Source organism: Mycolicibacterium houstonense, assembly GCF_900078665.2.
Taxonomy (GTDB): domain Bacteria; phylum Actinomycetota; class Actinomycetes; order Mycobacteriales; family Mycobacteriaceae; genus Mycobacterium; species Mycobacterium houstonense.
In genome coordinates, this window is the sequence record NZ_LT546207.1 from 1,513,517 (window position 1) to 1,531,686 (window position 18,170).

Genomic DNA, 18,170 nt, shown 5'->3' on the forward strand with positions numbered 1-18,170 from the left:
GCGGGCCAGCAGTAACCGGCCGGGCAACTGCCAGGGCAGCGAGCTCTCGGCGTTGAGAGCGGCCAGCGCCTGCTCGATCGCGGCGATGGCATCGCGGAACCGGCCGGTGTGGGTGGCGGCAACGCCCTCCATGATCTTGGCGATGGCCCAGCCGGCGAACTGGCCGGCCGAGGAGAACTCGGCGTACTCGGTGGCCCGCTGCTGGGCCAGCTCGAACCGGCCCGTGTAGGCCAGCGCCAGCACCTCGCCGTAGAACACCATGATCCGGACCATGCCGTCGGTGGTCTTGCGCTGGGCACGGCACCGCGAGGCGATCGGCAGGAAATCGTCGCCCCGGCCCACCAGCGGCATCGACAGGCCCGCGGCGAACGCGGCGAAGTCCACGGCCTGCCGCGGGGCCTCGGGGGCGGCCAGGACCCGCTCGGCGATCTCGAGCCCCTCGGGAATCTTGTTCTGGTGCACGGCCATTCCCCCACCGGTCGCGTCGACGATCAGCTTGAGGGNTGGCGGCGGTGATCAGCAGTTCGATATCGGTGCCCTGGTCGCTCTCGATCGCCAACTCGGCCAACTTGATTCGGCTGGCCGGCGAGTCGAGGTTGCGTTCGTGCAGGATCTTGGCGATGCGGCCCCGCAGCTTGCGGGCCGAGGCGGTGCCGACGCGGCGGCGCACCACCTCGCCGAACAACGGATGGCTGAAGCGGGCGTTGATCTGGCCGTCGTCGGCGACGACCCGGATCAGGCCGCGCATCTCGGCGGCGTCGACGGCGTCCTCCCCGGCCAGTTCGGCGAGCGCGTCGATGTCCAGCGGCTCGCACAGCGCGAGCAGTTTCAGCGCGTGCAGTACCTCCTCGCCGGCATGCGCCAGGCGTTCGTCGAGCAGTTCGACCAGCCCGGACGGGATGACGGTGGGCCCGCGGAACTGCCACACCCCGTTCACCTCGGTCAAGGTCCCGGCGTCCACGGCGCCTTCGACCATGTTGCGCAGGAACAGCGGGTTGCCGCCGGAGGTCTCCCACATCACATCGGCGCTGAGGCCTTCCAGCGTTCCGCCCAGCACGGACTCGATGAGCGTGATGCTCTGCTGTTTGGTGAACGGGCTGAGCTCGAAGCGCTGGAGGTAACCGTCCTTCCACAGCGACGTCACGGCGTCGGGGACCGGTTCACCGCTGCGCACGGTGGCCACCACGTGGCCGGAACGCTCGACGGCGATCTGGTGCAGCAGGGTCGCCGACAACTGGTCCAGCAGGTGCGCGTCGTCGATGCCGACGATGGTGTCGCCGTCGGCCACAAGCGATTCCCGTGCCGAACCGATGAGGGCGATCGGGTCACGCGACCCTGACGAGGACACCCAGTGCGCGAAGGCACCCAGTGGGATACTGCGCGACGATTCGGTGCACGCCGTCCAGTGCACCTTGCGGCTCAACGACGCGGTGACGGTGCGGGCCAGGGTGGTCTTGCCGACGCCCGCGGCCCCGACGAGGACCACGCCGCAGCTTTCCGTCCCGCTGAGGGCGGACCGAATGGCCTCGTGCTCGGCGGGCCGGTCCAGAAGCTGCCAGTGACCAGGCATGAATCCTGAGTCTAGGGCGCGCGGCCCCGGTACGCTGCCGAACAAGGGGTCCACGGCGCGATCGGTGTCGGCGGTAGCGGCGAATGTTCTTCCCATTGCAAGCATTTCCCGTTCGCTGGTCAGTCCGGAAGCTCGGAGATGTCCGACGGCTCATGCCGGTCGATGTTGTTCTTCTCGTGCCGGAAGTCGCTCGATGCCTCGTATACCTTGAGTTTCATCCGGTTGATGGACCCCAGCGGCCGGTGTGCTTCCAGGCCGCGCCACGAGTTGAAGGACAGCACGTCGTCGCCGTACGCGCGGCGCAGTGCGCTGTACGGATTCTGCTTGGGGTAGACCACCTTGGCCACCGGCAGGTACGGGGACGGCTTCCACGGTTTCGTGGCGTCCTCGATCGGCATCTTCTCCTCGTCGAGGCACAGTTGAACGCTGAATGTGTATTCTGCGGAATGTTTTTCGAAGAACGCCATGATCAGGTCGCGGTGCTCGTCCTGTCCTGGATTGCGCGGGAGCGTCTGATCGGCAAGCGCTTTCACCTCCGGCGAGGTGGGCTCGTATTTGAACCGGGCCACGTAGTCGCCGTAGCGGATCGGGGCGGAGGAGAAGAACGTCTCGCCCAGGATCGGGCGGTTGGGGGCGACGAACACCGCCAGATTCTCCGGTAACCGCAGGCCGATCTTCGTGAGCGCGCCGAGCAGTTCGCTGCCTGCCCACAGCGCGCCGTCGGACAGCCGGGCCAGCAGGGTGGCGCTCAACATCCCCAGCCTGCGGTATGCGTGAGCGTCGGCGAACAGGAACTCCTCATGGGTCACCAGGACGAAGTCCTGCGTCACGTTCGGGGCGTCGTCCATGGCCCGCTCACCGTGCACACCGATGGCCTTGATCCCGAGTCCGCGCACGCCACGGTTCTTGTCGCTGCGCAGCAACCCCGAGGTGGTGGAGATGCGGGCGATCACCGGGTAGCTGCGGGCTTCGGCGAACATCCCCTGGGCGAGCACCTTCGGCAGATCCGGGTTGACGATCAGCTCGCCACGCAGGACGGCATGGCTCTTGGCGTGGGCGTCACGCAGCCCGTGCTTGAACTTCTTGTAGGCCCGCTCGTTGTTCTTGCGCAGCGCCTTGACGATCTTCTCGATGTCTTCGGCCTCACCGGGTTTGGGCCGCTCAAGATCGTCACGGTAGGGCACCGGGGTGAGGTGCTCGACGACGCGACGTACCTCGGCTTCGGTGATTGTCTCGGTCATGCGGGGCCGGCCTTTCTGATTCAGCGGGATGCTGCGACGTTCCAGGGGGCGAACGGGTTGGCCACGCCGGCCAGGGCGGGGGCGAGGCCGGGGAAGTGACGCAACAGCACCGAGCGCATGTCGTTGTCCCGGACCCAGCGCATCCCGGCGCCGGTGTAGGTCTCGGCACGGAAGTCCGCGGTGAAGAAGCGGTCGCTTTCCAGCCGCCGGGTCGCCATCAGGATGAACACCCGGAATGCGGTGTCACTGAAGCCGAATCCGGGCGGTTTGGGTTCGGCGTACAGGCCGATCATCAGATCGACCAGGTCCACGTCGTCGTAGATCTCGCGCAGTTCTGCCGCCAGGGTGGTCTCACCGGTCAGTTCTTCGAATGTCCTGGCCGGCTTGAGCCGGAACAACGTCCGGAATTCGTTGTAGCGCGGCACACCGCGCTCCCTCGACCGGATCAGGTCGACGGTGGCGAGGTCCACCGGGGTGCCGTCGACCCGCTGCATGTGCTGCAGGTGCCGGGGGAAGTTGTGCAGCGACAACGCTCCGGGGTGGGCCCGCCCGAAGGAGTAGAACAGGTCGGCCATCGGGTTCTCGGCCAGCCGGGCACGTACGTTGCGCACCGACAGGTCGGGTAGCTCGTGCCGGGCGGTGACGCGGTCGTCGTCGAGCGAGCGGAAGGTGAACTCGTCCGGAATCAGCGGGTGCATCCGGTACACCGCGACGAACTCCTCGGTCAGCGAGTACGGCACTCCGTGGTGGGTGGTCGGCGATCCGGGAATGCCGTGCAGCAGCGGACTGCTGCTGAACCGGCCGAACCGGCGCCCGAGCCGCTCGCCGAGGAGCCCGAACCAGTTCGCCCGCATGGCTGCCACCGTCGTCGGGTGCGCGATGATGGCCGGGGTCCAGTCCACGGTGTGGATCTTGGCCATCAAGGCCGAGTTGACCAGGCGTGCCTTGTCGTAGAGCTGCTGGTCCGTGAGGTGCGGGTAAACCTGTGCCAGGTGGTCGCAGATCGCGTTGTGCTCACGCATGAACAGCGAGTGCAGCAGGGCCAGGCCGACCCAGAAGTTCCCCGCCGTGCCGGTCAGATCCACGGTCGCCTCGACGTCCGAGGGTGGCAGCCCGGACTCGTCGATGCGCAACTTGCCCCGGTCGGGTGCCCGCAGGGCGCAGGCGAATTCCGGTGTGGTCCCGTAGATCTGGGAGGCGTCCCACCAGTGCGACTCCTGCGTGGTGAAGGTGGGCGGCCCCGCCGTGCCCGGATTCGGATCCGGTGGGGTGCGCTCGACTCGCATCGGACGCTGCGGCCACGGGTCATCGTCGAGCAACGGCACCACCCACGGCTGGGTGGCGACCGTGCCGTGGGCGAACCAGTCGTGCACCTCGAACTGGATCCACGCCGCGGCCAGGAGATTCAGTGTGGTGGCGGGCTGGAAGACGTCGCGGGTCAGCAGCGAGCGGCTGATCAGCCGGGGGTTCGGATCGAGCAGACGTTGCGCGGATTCCGGGTACGAGTACTCGGGCGGGACGTTTCGGCCGAACCGGCATCCCACGGCGCCCATTCGTGGATCCGAGAGGTCGTTGTAGGACCCGTCGCGAGTGCGCGCGACCAGATACTCGCCCACGGCGGCGGTGCCGCCCATCGATGTGGCGGCGGTGCCGCCTATCGATGTGCCGACGGGCCCGCTGAGCGGGGCCGGGGCCGGTTCGGCGGCATACAGATTCGACGTCCGCAGCTGATGGCGCAGACCGATCAGGACGGCCAGACCGATGGTCTTCGGCAGCCGTGTCCAGCCCACCGACTGGTCGATCCACTGGGCGAGCCGGGCCGCGGCGGCGGCGACTGCGGACCGCAGCGCCGACCAGGCCGCGGTGACGGTCGCCGGAGCCTGCCGCGCCATGGTCACCGTCCTGGATCGGGTGTGCATTTGACACACATGACGATTGTTGGGCACGCCGGGGGAAAAGGCATGAGTAGTGCGCTACTCGATCCCGCACCGCCGGCCGGGCGCCCCGCGTGGAACGCGCCGCGCCGCGCCGGGTACCGCGGTGCGCGATACGTCCCGAACACAGGTAGCCCGCCACTCGTGTGCCCGGACGGCCGTGCGCCCTACGTTCGCCGGTAACACCGAACACGTCCGAAACCGAAGGAGGGCGACGATGTCATTCATCCCGTGCACGATCAAAGGGCTGCCTGCCGAGAAGGTCGTCGCCTCTGCGGAGGCGGCTGTCGAGGTGAATCCGGCGAATGCGCCGAACCTCACCGGGCTGGCGGCCGACGACATGCCGTCCCGTGAGCACCTGGCGGTCATGACCAACAAGCGCTGGAACGCCGGTGGGGTCCGGCTCACCGTCGGCTTCCTGGACAGCCCACCGGCCGACCTGCGGCGGCGCATCTTGGCGCACATGAACGCCTGGGGCGCGTGGGCGAATATCAGGTTCACCGCCTCCAACGTCGATCCCCAGGTACGGATCGCGCGAGTCGCCGGCGACGGCTACTGGTCGTACCTCGGAACCGACATCCTGCTGGCTGCCGCCGATGAGCAGACCATGAACCTCGAGGGCTTCACGATGAACACCTCCGAGGCGGAGTTCCGGCGCGTGGTCAGGCACGAGACGGGGCACACCCTCGGGTTCCCGCATGAGCACCGGCGCAAGGCGATCGTCGACCGGATCGACCGGGAGAAGGCCATCACGTTGTTCATGGCCACCCAGGGCTGGACACGTGAGGAGGTGATCGAACAGGTCCTCACGCCGTTCGACGTCTCCGCTCTCACCGCGAGCAACGAGACCGACGAGAACTCGATCATGTGTTACGACCTGCCCGGATCGATCATGACCGACGGAATCGCGGTGCCGGGCGGATCCGACATCGACAATCTGGACGCCCAGTTCGCGGCCAGTCTGTATCCCGGACCGGTGTCCCCGAGTTCGGTGTGGCCGAACGGCAAGCTGTACTTCTTCAAGGGGTCCCAGTACGCGCGGTTCGACGACGCGGCGGGCAAGACGGACCCGGGCTATCCGTTGCCGATCGCCGGGTTCTGGGCGGGCTTCCCGCCGGACTTCGCCGACGGCATCGATGCGGATCTGCTGTGGACCAACGGCAAGGCCTACTTTTTCAAGGGCAGCCAGTACGTGCGGTTCGACCTGCCGAAAGACACGGTCGATCCCGGCTATCCGATGGAGATCTCGGCGAGTTGGCCGGGAGTGTGGCCGGACGGCTTCGATGCGGCCGTGGTGTGGCCGAACAGCAAGGCCTATTTCTTCAAGGGATCGGAGTATCTGCGGTACGACATCGCCACCGATCAGGTCGATGCCGGCTATCCCAAGCCGATCAAGGACAACTGGGCGCCCAACCTGCCGACCGAATATGAAAGCGGCATAGACCATGTCGCGATCAGGAACAACGGTAAGGCCTATTTCTTCAAGGGCGCGCAGTACATCCGCTATGACATCGCCACCTCGCGGGTGGACGCCGGATATCCGAAACGGGTGTCGGGCAACTGGCCCGGGCTGTGGGCCGACGGCGTCGGCCGGCCCGACTGAGAGTGCTACCCCGATGACGTCGGCGCCGGATGCTGCCGCGGTGCGACCGCGGTACACCACCAGGGATCTGCTGCTCGATCCGGTCGGGCTCAACCGCAGGTTGCGTGAGCTCGACTGCATTGCCGAGTTGGTCCGGCGCCAACCGAAAACCCTTGCCGCCGTGTCTGACCGGTCCCGAGGCGGTATCCACAACCACTATGTCGACGGGATGCCACGGCTCGTGCCGATGGTGGTGGCGTGGGCGCGAGGAGCGCACCTGGCCGATGTCGACGGAAACGAGTACATCGATCTCGACAACGGACGTGGAGCGAACTTTCTCGGGCATGCCCCCGCGGTGGTGACCGACGCACTGCGGACCGCACTCGACGACGGCCTGTCGTTCGCCGCCGGCCACGAGACCGAAACCGCGTTGATGAGCGTGCTGCTCAGCGCGGTGCCATGGGCCGGCGGCGGTTTCTTCGGCAACTCCGGCACCGAAGCGACGATGCACGCGCTGAAGCTGGCCCGCGCCTACACCGGACGCCCCCTGGTCGCCGTGTTCGAGCAGTCGTATCACGGCCACCACAACGATGTTCTGGTGTCGATGCCGGGGGTCCCGCCGTCGTCGACGATCGTGCTGCCGTATGACCGCGGTGCCTTCGAGGTGATCGCGGCACGGGCCGGCGAACTCGCCTGCGTCATCGTCGAGCCGATCCGGTCGAGCTGGCCATTGCTGGACCGTGACTTCCTGTCCGGCTTACGGGACGTGACGGCACAACACGGTGTGCTGTTGGTGTTCGACGAGGTACTGACCGGCTTTCGGTTCCGGTTCGGCGGCACGGTCGACTCCGATGGTCCCACACCCGATCTGGCCACCTTCGGCAAGATCATCGGTGGCGGCCTGCCCATCGGGGCCACGGTGGGCCGCTCCGAGGTCATCGAAATGGGTGTCACCACAGGAGAACACCTTCGGGATATGCAAACCCGGACCCGGATCCTCGGGACCTTCTGCGGCCACGTCCTGTCCTGCACGGCCGGCCTCGCGCAGTTGACCTACCTGCGGGATCACCAGGACTCGGTGTATGCGACCACCCGGGCGGCGGCCGATCGTTTCGCGGACCACCTCCGGCGTCTGCGCGATGAGGCGGGGTTCCCGATCGCGGTCCGCCGCTACGAAACACTGGTGCGCCCGATATTCGGCACGATGGGCACCGAGCAGTTCGCCGACCTCGTGCATCCGCAGCGGTACCCGGTGGCCGAATACCTGTGGACGTACTACCTGCGTGCGGCCGGTGTGCATCTGCCCGAGTTCCTGTACCCGCTCTTCACCGCCGCGCACGACGGCGAGGTGATGGATGCTGTCTGCGACGCGGTTACCCGATCCGTGGAGGGGTTGCGGCGGGACGGATTGCTCTGACCTGACCGGTCACAGGAGACCGTGCCCGCGCAACGCCGCGAGGTGACCGCGTACCAGGTCCGGTGTCACATGCGGGATTTCCCGCGCATCTCCGGCGGCCTGCAGGGCCGCATGGAAGCACTGTGACGGAAACGCCGAGCCGGCAACCGCTTCGGCGGGCTCGGCGAAGGCAGCCATGAGCGGTAGCAGGCAATGCTGACGCTGCCGGGCCGGCAGATTCCGCATGGCGGTCTCGAACCGCGCGGCCCAGTCCGGGTGCGAGGCGATCCGCGACATCGAATAGCCCTCGCCGGCCAGCCAGTCCACCACCGTGTCGAGCGAGATGGCGTCGTCGTGGTCGTTGACGACATTGTAGGAGGCGAATCCGTCACCCGATTCGGCACCCGCGGCCAGTGTCGTGATGGTCGCGGCCACGAAATCGACCGGCAGCGCGTCATAGTGCGGACGGCCGGTCGGCTTCCGGTAGAACGACTGCGGGGCGATGCCGGTGACCACCAGGCTGAACAGCATCCGCGTGAACACATCGCCCACGTTGGCATGGTCACTGAATCGAGTGGGCGACAATATCATTCCCGGACGGTATACCTGGACCGGCAACCCGCACAGGTCGTACGCCTGGCGCAGCAGCACCTCGCCGGCCCACTTGCTGATCGCGTAACCGTTGCCGGGGTTGGTTCCGGGGATGCGGGCCGGGCAGCCCGTGCGGACATCGGTGTCCTCGGGAAGTGGCCGGCCGTCGTCGGTGGTGCCGGCCGCCGCGGTGGACACGAAGGCGAATCGCTTCAGCGTGCCGGTGATCGCCAGCCGGATCAGTTCCGCGGTGCCTGCGACATTGGGGCCGAACAACTCTGGGTAGCGAGCCAGGTGGTTGACCTGGGCACCCGCGTGCACGATCAGGTCCACGCTGCCGGCCAGGCCCGACCAGGTGTCAGCATCCAGACCCAGGTGTTCCTCGGCGAGGTCGCCTGCGAGCACCGTCAAGGCGGAGGCCGCCGGCCCGCCGAGTTCGATTCCGACCCGGCGCCGCGCCTCGGTGTCGTCGGCGCCGCGGACCAGGCAGATCAGTCTTCCTCCGGTGGGCGCCAGGCGTCGCAGCCACTCGCCGCAGAGCGCCTGTCCGAGAAAGCCATTGGCTCCGGTCAGCAGAACGGTTGCCGGTGCGCCGCGGTGACGGGACGGCGCGGCGGCGCGGGCGAGGTCGTCGTGGGGGATGAACCGGTCGAGCGTCAGGTCGTGGGCGAACACCTGGCCGGTGCGGTGGCCGTGGACGGTCGCGGCGCACGGCCGCCGATGGGCGCGACGGCTCGTCTCGATGTGGTGGGCAACGCCGGCCAGGTTGCGGGCGGGGTCGAGCACGACGGCGGTGGACACCATGACACCGAAGAGGTCGGACAGCAGCGTGGTGAGGGTCAGGGCGGTCAGGGAGTCGACTCCGATAGCGCTCAACACGGTGTCACCGTCGAGTCCGGGGACACCGAGCGTTGCGGTTGCCGCGCGGCACACGGTATCCCGCGCCGAAGCGGTCGCCGCCTCCCGCCGGAGTGCGGCGAGCTCGAAGACCCGGCGGTCGGCGATATCGACGTACATGCGTTCGAGTTCGTCACGGTAATGGGCGGTCAGCGCCGCCCGGGCCAACTTGGCGGTCGTCGTGAGCAGACCGTTGCCGACACTGAACGGCCGGCTGTCGATCACGATGTCACGTGGCACCTCGTAGGGGCGTAACCCGTTGGCGCGGGCAATCTGTCGCAGCGATTCGAGGATCACCGCCTTGGTGGGTTGGGGGTGGGCGGTCGTCGGCTCGGGGATCACCACCGCCAGGACGAAATCACGCTCACCGCTGCCGTACACGAAGATCTGCCGGACACACGGGCTGGCGACGAACATCGACTCGAGGTGTGAGAGGGCGACGAATTCCCCTTGGGACAGCTTGATCACGTTGTTGCGACGGTCCACGTACCGGAGGTGATCCGGTGCGACCTCGGCCATGATGTCGCCGGTGTGGTAGTAGCCCTCGTCATCGAATGCCGCATCGGTGGCGTCGGGGCGGCCGAAGTAACCGGGGCTGAGAATCTCGGATTTCACCAGCAGTTCGCCGCGGGGGTGCGGCCGGTCGGTGCCGAAGTATCCCAGTTCGGGCACGTCGACGAGCTTGTAGTCGATCACCGGCGGCCGGACCACCCGGCCGTCGTTGAGTACATTGCCGGTTTCGGTGGTGCCGTAGCCGATGGCGACGTGGATGCCCAGACACGATTCGATGAACGCGGCCAGTTCCGGTGCCAGCGGGGCGCTACCGGAGGCCGCCAGCAGCAGCCGCCCGCCGAGCACCTCCTCCCGCAGCTCGGTCATCACCCGGCCGCGTACCGCTTCCGGATCAGCACCGGGTGTCAGCCGCCGGTGGTATTCGCGTTGGTACCACCCGAACAGTAGCTCGGACACCCGGGGGATCAGCGGGAGCACCGTGGGGCGCACCGACGCGAGATCGTCGAACAGGGTCGCCAGGTCCGGTGCGGTGGCGAAGTAGGCGGTGCCGCCACTGGCGAGCGTGGTCAACACCAGCGACTTGCCGCCGTAGTGGCTCATCGGCATGTAGTTGTACGAGATCATCGGTACGCCAACGGGGTTGCGCCAGGTGTTGGCCACCATGCGTTCGGTGTACATTGCCGCCCGGGGGTGTCCGGTGCTGCCGGACGTATACGACAGGCCGACGAGTCGGTCCGGCGCGGGGGCGCCCCGGAGTGCGAGCGGCAGCCGGTGGCCGCGCCGCACGNGTGCCGACAGGGTGAAGGGCGCGGGATCGGCCGGATCGGGGCCGAACAGTCCGAACCGTGAGAACCGGGCGATCTTGGTGACGCCCTCGTCGTCGAACTTCTGGTCCGGGCCCGGCGTCGTCCGCAACTGGTGCAGGTTGCGCCGGTCCACCACCCCCTGCACGGGAAGAAAGGGCCGGTTCGGTGGTCGCTGCACGTAGTGGATCACCCGGGGCGGCAACTGCTCGGTGGCCGGCTTGATCAGGGCGGTGGGGGCGTCCCGGACGATCGGTGCTTGCTGCATGCTGAGCGAGACTTCACGGATTCTGGCAGATTCGGTCATGGTGACTCCGTCGGTCGGAGGTGGTCAACGGGAGTGCGGCGCATCGGCGAATGCGTCCGCCGATGCGCCGCAACAGGTTCAGAGCAGCCCGCCCAGGATTCCGATTCCGGTGGTGGCGACTTGCTCCCACGGGAAGTCGAATGAGGCTCCGACGCCCGCCTGGTTGGTGAATGCCGCGGCCCCGGCCGGTGTGCGATCGATCGGCGAAGCCTGGGGCGGCAACATTTCATTTGCTGTACTCATGGATCTCTCCTTGTGTGTTGGTGTGTACTGACTGAAAGCTGATCTGATGTGTTGATCCTCGATTCGCTCCTTTCAGGGCAGAATGCGTTCAGTACTTGATTCCCTTCGATGCGTAACACATCGAACGGGCCAGTCCGGGAAGGTCTCCGCAACTGACGGAGGCCTGAACCGAACCTGTTCCGATGCCGCCACGGGCGTCGTCGTCCAGGCGTGCGATACCGGGGGTCTGTGGCGGCAGCGTCGCTGCCGAGACCTGGCGCTGATTGCTTGTCATGTTTGCTAGCCTCCTGAGATCAGGTACTGATGGATGGGTGCCAGCTGGACCGGCCACGGGTCGCTGACATCGACGGTGGCCTGATAGACCACCCGGGCGCGGCGCTCGTTCTCCGGTGAGAAGAACGTGATCTTGACATCCCAGCAGTCGCAGTCGAGGCGCCCGAACGGGCTCTTGACCGCGGTGATGTTCTCCAGCGAGTAAAGGCTGGTGACGTCGCCGTCCACCAACTCGCCGGCCAGCAGGCCCTTGGCCATGAGGTCGGAGAAGATGAACGCGTTGGTGGCCGTGTAGTTGATCGCCCGATCGGCCGATGACTGGCCGAGGTTGCGCAGCTCGTAGTAGACCTTGTCCAGCATCTGCCGCAGTTTCAGCTCGGTGCGCGATTCGGCCTTGGCGCGTTCGATCCCGAGCTGGTTGGTCAGCTTGTCGAAGTCGATGGCCCCCAACACGGCCCGGACGAGGTTGTTCTCGTTCCAGGTGTAGAGGCCACGGCGTTGCACGACGATCACCGGGAGGCGTTGCCCGGCGAACGTCGTCACGGTGCGGTTGGTGAGGACACCGGGCAGTGACACCCGGGATACGAACTCGTCGTCCTCGGCAGGCAGTACCTGACACCGCAACGCGTACCGCAGCATCTTGTAGACGGCCTCGTGGTAGGTGACCTCCGCCTCGATGGCATAGATCGGGGTGAGGTTCAGGTTCATCGTCCAGATGAGTTTGGTGGATTCCCAGGGGTGTTCGTCGAGGTAATTGGCGAGCTGGACCGCGTCGTACGGATTGGGTTCGGACACGATCGGCGTCTCGTCGTTGCTCTCGGCCATCGGCATGAGCTGCCGGAAACCGTCCCGGCGGGCTTCGGTGCCGAAGTCGAATCCGATGTTGCCGAGGGCGAACACGTTTGAGACCGGCAGTGGATGGGCCGCCTGCGGCGGAGTCGGCGCCTCGTGCACCGCGGCCGCGGTGTCCTGTGAGGCCACGGTGCCGCACGAACACGGCGCGCCACCGCATGACGGCGCCACCCCGGTCGATACGGGAACGATGTCGGGTGGCGCCGGCGGGGGTGCGGTGTTGGTCGATAATGTGTCGCTGCCGGAACTGGCGACGTGGGGAATCGGTGTTGCAGCCATCTCGGTCACTTTGTCTCCTTGGGTGATCAGCGCATGTGCGCCACGAACGTTGAGAATTCCCGCCAGGCAGCGGGGGTCCGAATCCTGAGGGCAGGCCAGCGCGCTGGCGATCACCGCCCGTCGCACCTCGGCGATGTCGATGCCCGCGCCACTACGGCGCTGCGCGGTGATGAGCAGCGCCGCCAGGGCGCTGACGATGGGGGTGGCGAAGCTCGAGCCGGTCAGGTCGGCCATCGCGGCACCGGGTAGGGCACCCGGAATCGCCTCGCCGGGAGCCAGGACGCCGTTGAGCGCGTACCGGCCGCCGAAGTTGCTCGACGGCAAGGCAACTCCGTTGCGCCCCAGGGCGCCGACGGCCAGCACGGTGGGCAGTGCCGCCGGCACGTGGAGGCAGTCGCACCCGTCATTGCCCGCCGCGGCGACGATCAGCACGCCGTTGCGCTCGCAGGTCTCCACGGTGCGGGCCAACAGCGGGTCCGGTTGTCCGAGTTCTACGAGCTCGCCTCCGCTGATGTTGATCACATTCGCGCCACCGAGCATGGCGCGTTCGATCGCTCGGGCCAGGTCGAGTTGGGACAGGTGTCCGCTGCTGTCCTCGAAGATCGGGACCACCAGGCCTCGGCACCCGGCGGCCAGGCCGAGCGCGCCGGAGGCCGGCTGTCCGAACACGATGCTGGCCACGTGGGTGCCGTGGCCGGACATGGCACCGGTGCCCGCCTCGTCGAGGATGAGGGAATCCGTTCGGGTGAGGCGGGCGTCGGCGAAGCAGGGGTGGCCGAGATCGACCGGGCCGTCGAGGATAGCCACGCATACGTCTGGATCTGGAATCACGGTGTCTCTCAACGACTTCAATTCATCGAGAATGAAGTCGGTGTCGGCCGCCCGCATGGTCTGCGGTGGCCGGAGATCCTGCACCTGATTCATACCGCAATGGTGCGGCGGAAGTGGGGGACCGCACCATTGGCCGCCAGATCGATTTTCGCGGTGCCCCTTTCGGGGGTGTCTGTTGTACCGGCCGGGCAACCCGGCCTATATCCATCGGCCGATTTCTGCTCGCCGGCATTGACACGGCGATGGCGCCGACGTAGCACGAATGGCATGGCAGCTAAGAAGAGCAAGCGAAGCATCGAGCAGATGCGTCAGGATCTGTTCGCCGTCAAGCAGCGTCAGGACGGTCTGCGGGCCGAGCACCGCAGGCTCATCGGAGAGCTCGATCTCACCTCGGGCGGCGAATCGGACGTACTTCTGCGGCAGCGCCGGTGGAACACCAGCCCGCCTCCGTTGCGCCCGTATGTCCGGCCTGGGGCGGCAGACACTCCCTGAGCGGTGCCCCGCCCGGATTTCCCAACTTGCGGGCCACGTAGGCCCGGCGTTGCACCCCGAGCTTGCAGATCACGTTGTGGACATGGCTTTTCACCGTGCCCGCCGAGATGTGCAGGTGGTCGGCGATCTCCTTGTTGGTGAGCCCGTGGGTCATCAGCCAGGCCACTTCCTGCTCCCGCTCGGTCAGGCAGTGGCCCTGCCCGCCGGTGCGGCGGCCACCGTTGGCGCCGACGCCGCGCAACAGGGCGCCGGATATCTCGTCGCAGCAGTGCGCCGCACCGCGGGACACGTTGACCAGCGCGTGACAGAGCTGGTCGACGGAGGCGTTGCGTCCCAGCAGTCCGGCCGCCCCGGCGCCGGCCCAGGCCATTGCCTGACCGGGATCGTCGTCCAGTGCCAACGCGATCAGCTTCCGGGGTGGGTCAGCCCGGCGTAGCGCCGAGGCCGATTCCAGCGCCAGCCGGGTGCCGACGTCGATCACCACGATGTCGACGGGCAGCTCGATCCGCGCAAGATCGCCCAGGGCTGTGGTGGCGTCGGATGCGGTACCCACCAACTCGAATCCCGGGATACCCCGAATCCACTGCGAAAGCAGTTCGGTCCAGGCCCTGACGGCGACGATGGCGAAGACGTTGTGTCGCATGATGGACTCCGCTGCGTCATACCTGGCCGTTCGGCAGGAAGGTATGGGCCACTGGAAGTTTGAATCCGAGGGCGGTCATGGCTCTGTCCCTACTGCCGCGAGCAACTGATGTGTCACCCGATGCTAGGGAGCGCGCCGGTCACCGGTATCGAGTAATCGACTACGCGAGTTTGCGATCACGCGGCGGCGGACGGGCTCGTTCGGATACACCGGGGATGCGGGCCCACTGAGCGCTCGGCATGGGGCCCGGGCGGGGTGCACGATTCGGGTAGTGGGCTACTCGTGCCGTCCCGGTGGGCTCGAGTCAGGATCGTCTGCATGCCGATTCGGCGGACGACCGCCTTCCCGATGCCGCATGCTGTGTGGGATGCCACCTGCAGGGTCGAGCAGAGTTCCGAGGTGTTGCGGTGAGTCCTTCCGACAGTGACGGTGCCAGGGCAACCTGGAGCGATCGGGTGCAGTGCGCTCTGACGGACCTGGCAGGCAAGAAGATCGACGCCAGTCCGCAGAAGCTTCTCGAGGCGGTGGCGGCCCGGTTCGCGTCACGGTTCGAGCCCGATGACCGCCCCTGTATCGACGGCAGGCCCCGCTGGCACCGCAGTGTCGATGACGCGGTCGGACAGCTGGTCCGCGAGAAACTGGTGACCCGGCGCACCCCGGCGAAGAAGGACGGAGTGATCGCCCCGCAGCCGACCCTACGGTTGACGCCGGCCGGTCGCGCCGCTGCCGAGCAGGCGTGCGAACGCGCGATGGCCCCCGAGGAGCGCCCCCGCGCCGTGGCGACGATCGAGGCCGGACAGCCACCGCACCGCGACCTGCTGGTGGCCGGGGTGATCACGCCGCCGTTGCGGGAGAAGTTCGTGGTGGCCCCCGGTGAGGATCCGGAGCGGGCGCGGGAAACGTTGTGGCCGATCATGATCGAACTGAACCTGCGCTACGAGGCGGGGATCGGCGCGGCGATCGCGCGGGTGCGTGACCTGTGGCGCCTGGTGGACGGACCGGATGAACCGCTGCCGGTGGCCGACCAGTTCATGGCCGGTGAGTTGACCACCAGACAGATCGAGGGTCTGGTGTCGGCGGACGCGGTGCCACAGCAGTGGCCCGAGCGCGCGGTCTACCGGATCTGGCCGGACTTCGAGGCCCACCCACAGATCGACGTGTCGGCAGGCACCGTCAAGGTACTCCCGGCGCGGCGGACCTTCGCCTGCCTCGGATCGGGAATCGTCTGGGCCGTCGTCGATTCCGGTATCGACGAGACCCATCCACATTTCGTCGACCGGGCCACCGTGAGTGATCCGGCGGTGCACGACCTGCACCGGGATTTCACCGTCGGCGGCGGCGACCAGGCGTTCACGCCGAGCGCCCTGCAGGATGCGGACGGGCATGGCTCACACGTGGCGGGCATCATCGCCGGCGGGCTCGTCGACCGATCCGCCGACGACGTCTATGTGGCCGAGAAGCGGTTCAATGTCGGTGCCCCCGAAGGGGAGATACCCATCCTGCAGAAGCGCGTGGTCAGTGACCCCGGCCGGCTCTCGGGGATGGCGCCCGACGCGAAGCTGGTCAGCCTCAAGGTGCTGGGGCCGGGGGAGAAGGCCGCGCGGGTGAACCGGGTGATGCGGGCGCTGGCCTACGTCCGTGAGGTCAACGCGGCGAGCCCGCGGATGCCCCGGATTCACGGGGTGAACCTGAGCCTTGGTTACGAATTCGCCGCGGAATGGTTCGCCTGCGGTCAGAGCCCGCTGTGCATCGAGGTCGACAAGACCGTGCGCTCGGGGGTGATCGTCGTCGCCGCGGCGGGCAACAGCGGCTACGTCTCGCTCAATCCGTTGTTCACCACGGACGTCACGAAATTCAGCGCCGGCATGACGATCAACGATCCCGGCAACGCCGAGCGGGCGATCACCGTGGGTTCGACGCACCGGGACGCGCCCCACACCTCCGGGGTGTCCTACTTCTCGTCCAAGGGGCCGACCGGCGACGGCCGGTGCAAGCCGGATCTGCTGGCGCCCGGCGAACGCATCACCTCCGTGGCGGCAGGGGAGTTCCGCAGGAACGTGTTGCGGCAGACCGACGCCCCGCCGGAGAGCGCGGCGATGTACATCGAGGCCACCGGCACCAGCATGGCCGCACCACATGTGTCCGGGGCCATCGCTGCCTTTCTGTCCGTGCAGCGCGAGCTGATCGGGCAACCCGACAAGATCAAACACATCTTCACCGAATCGGCGACCTCACTCGGCCGCGACCGGGCCTTCCAGGGCAGCGGTCTGCTGGACCTGATGCGAGCGTTGCAGTCCGTCTGAGGAGTTCCGAGAGTGCCGAGGAGTCACCATGAACGAAATCATCAAGGGCAGGCCGTTGTGGCGGTTGGTATTCGACGCCGAGGGAGATGTCGACCAGGCGACGCTGACCGAGTTGCGAGAAGGTGTGGGTGCCGAGGCGCTCACCGATCTGGTGCTGTTCTCGCACGGCTGGAACAACGACGAGGCGGCGGCGCAATCGTTGTACGCCCGCTGGTTCGGCCTGTTGGCCGATCAGATCGATCCGGACCGCAAGGTCGGGTTCGTCGGGATCCGCTGGCCTTCGCAGTTGTGGCGCGACGAACCGATCCCGAACTTCGACGATGCACCGGCCGGCAATGGTGGCGGTGCGGCCGGGCTGGACGGGCGGGCGGTGACGGTGGCCGGGCCGTCCACCATCGATCCGGTCGAACTGGCCGACCTCAAGGACATGTTCCCCGACGGCAGCGCGCATCTCGATGCCATCGCGGCCCTGCTGGACATGCCGCCCACCGCAGGGCGGGCGCAGGAGATGTTCGACGAGTTGCGCGAGTTCAACGCCGCCACCAGGACCGGGTTCGACGACGGTGAGAAGGACCAGCCGGTAGAGGTGCCGGGCATGCTCGACGATCGGCGCGAACCCGTCGATGTGTTCAACCGGTTCGCCGACCGGTTGGCCGACGCCGGAGTGCAGTTCGGTGACGGCGGGGGTGGTGAGGCCGGGCTGGGGGACCTGGGCCGCAAGCTCTGGCACGGCGCCAAGGAAGTCCTGCGCCAGCTCAGCTACTGGAAGATGAAGAACCGCGCCGGTGTCGTCGGCCGCAATGGGCTGGGCCCGGCGATCGACAACCTGGTCGATGCCCACCCGGGGCTACGGATCCATCTGGTGGGGCACAGCTTCGGTGCCCGGCTGGTGTCGTTCGCGCTCGACGGCATCGCCGAGCGCAATCCGTCACCGGTGAAGTCGGTGACTCTGCTGCAGGGTGCGTTCTCCCGCTTCACCTTCACCACCGGACTGCCGTTCCGCGACGGGAACGGTGCCCTGGCCGGTCGGCTGGCCCGTATCGACGGGCCCATGGCCGTCTGCTTCTCCAGCCACGACCGGGCATTGTCGACGTTCTATCCGCTGGCCTCGCTGTCGGCCGGGGACGATGCCGCCGGTGTGGACGATCCCATGGCCCGGTGGCGGGCGATGGGGTCCCTCGGCGCGTTCGGCAGTGACTTCCAGGTGCTCGACGACGCCGGGTTCGAATATCCGTTCCAGCCCGGTCGGATCCTCAGCCTCGATTCGTCGGCCGTGGTGGCCGCGGGTGACAGCCCGTCGGGCGCGCACAGCGACATCTTCCACAGTGAACTGAGTTGGGTTGCCGCAGCTGCCGGGAGATTACATCCGGCACCAGCGGATGGCGCAGTTGAGTAGAGGACGGGCGACGTGAGCGATCGC

The 18,170-nt window shown here is 67.4% G+C and carries 11 protein-coding genes and 1 pseudogene; 4 read left to right on the forward strand and 8 right to left on the reverse strand.

The window, feature by feature from the left end; genetic code table 11:
• Window positions 1–6 precede the first annotated feature (6 nt).
• The 3 genes and pseudogenes from BN4332_RS07600 to BN4332_RS07610 form a co-directional block, all read right to left on the reverse strand.
• Window positions 7–1,570 (reverse strand): annotated as a pseudogene (locus tag BN4332_RS07600) (AAA family ATPase); the annotation flags it as partial.
• A gap of 119 nt (window positions 1,571–1,689) precedes the next feature.
• Window positions 1,690–2,811: a catalase family protein gene (locus tag BN4332_RS07605; RefSeq protein ID WP_066897893.1), complete on the reverse strand. Its 1,122-nt coding sequence runs from the start codon at window positions 2,809–2,811 to the stop codon at window positions 1,690–1,692.
• A gap of 20 nt (window positions 2,812–2,831) precedes the next feature.
• Complete coding sequence (locus BN4332_RS07610; protein ID WP_084459211.1) at window positions 2,832–4,703, reverse strand: peroxidase family protein; 1,872 nt, start codon at window positions 4,701–4,703, stop codon at window positions 2,832–2,834.
• A 259-nt stretch (window positions 4,704–4,962) separates the two neighbouring features.
• Between BN4332_RS07610 and BN4332_RS07615 the strand changes: the two genes are divergently transcribed.
• Window positions 4,963–6,348, forward strand: a complete 1,386-nt coding sequence (locus BN4332_RS07615; RefSeq protein ID WP_066897894.1) for a hemopexin repeat-containing protein — start codon at window positions 4,963–4,965, stop codon at window positions 6,346–6,348.
• Between the two features lie 13 nt (window positions 6,349–6,361).
• Window positions 6,362–7,744: an aspartate aminotransferase family protein gene (locus BN4332_RS07620; RefSeq protein ID WP_066897895.1), complete on the forward strand. Its 1,383-nt coding sequence runs from the start codon at window positions 6,362–6,364 to the stop codon at window positions 7,742–7,744.
• A gap of 9 nt (window positions 7,745–7,753) precedes the next feature.
• Here the strand turns inward: BN4332_RS07620 and BN4332_RS07625 are convergent, their stop codons facing one another.
• The 5 genes from BN4332_RS07625 to BN4332_RS33180 all read right to left on the reverse strand — a co-directional run bounded on the left by BN4332_RS07625 (window position 7,754) and on the right by BN4332_RS33180 (window position 14,447).
• Window positions 7,754–10,834, reverse strand: a complete 3,081-nt coding sequence (locus BN4332_RS07625; RefSeq protein ID WP_066897896.1) for a thioester reductase domain-containing protein — start codon at window positions 10,832–10,834, stop codon at window positions 7,754–7,756.
• A gap of 78 nt (window positions 10,835–10,912) precedes the next feature.
• Window positions 10,913–11,077: a hypothetical protein gene (locus tag BN4332_RS33175; protein ID WP_157923398.1), complete on the reverse strand. Its 165-nt coding sequence runs from the start codon at window positions 11,075–11,077 to the stop codon at window positions 10,913–10,915.
• A gap of 88 nt (window positions 11,078–11,165) precedes the next feature.
• Window positions 11,166–11,351 (reverse strand): hypothetical protein, encoded by a 186-nt coding sequence (locus BN4332_RS07630; protein WP_096866853.1) that lies wholly within the window; start codon window positions 11,349–11,351, stop codon window positions 11,166–11,168.
• Window positions 11,352–11,356: 5 nt separating this feature from the next.
• Window positions 11,357–13,405: a PatA/PatG family cyanobactin maturation protease gene (locus BN4332_RS07635; protein ID WP_066897897.1), complete on the reverse strand. Its 2,049-nt coding sequence runs from the start codon at window positions 13,403–13,405 to the stop codon at window positions 11,357–11,359.
• Between the two features lie 292 nt (window positions 13,406–13,697).
• A complete protein-coding gene (locus BN4332_RS33180; protein WP_066897898.1) occupies window positions 13,698–14,447 on the reverse strand; it encodes a response regulator transcription factor in 750 nt (249 codons plus the stop codon).
• A 407-nt stretch (window positions 14,448–14,854) separates the two neighbouring features.
• Between BN4332_RS33180 and BN4332_RS07645 the strand changes: the two genes are divergently transcribed.
• On the forward strand, window positions 14,855–16,750 hold the full coding sequence (locus BN4332_RS07645) for a S8 family peptidase (RefSeq protein WP_066897899.1): 1,896 nt from the start codon (window positions 14,855–14,857) through the stop codon (window positions 16,748–16,750).
• Between the two features lie 28 nt (window positions 16,751–16,778).
• Window positions 16,779–18,146, forward strand: coding sequence for an alpha/beta hydrolase family protein (locus tag BN4332_RS07650; protein ID WP_066897900.1), 1,368 nt, complete (start codon window positions 16,779–16,781; stop codon window positions 18,144–18,146).
• Window positions 18,147–18,170 lie beyond the last annotated feature (24 nt).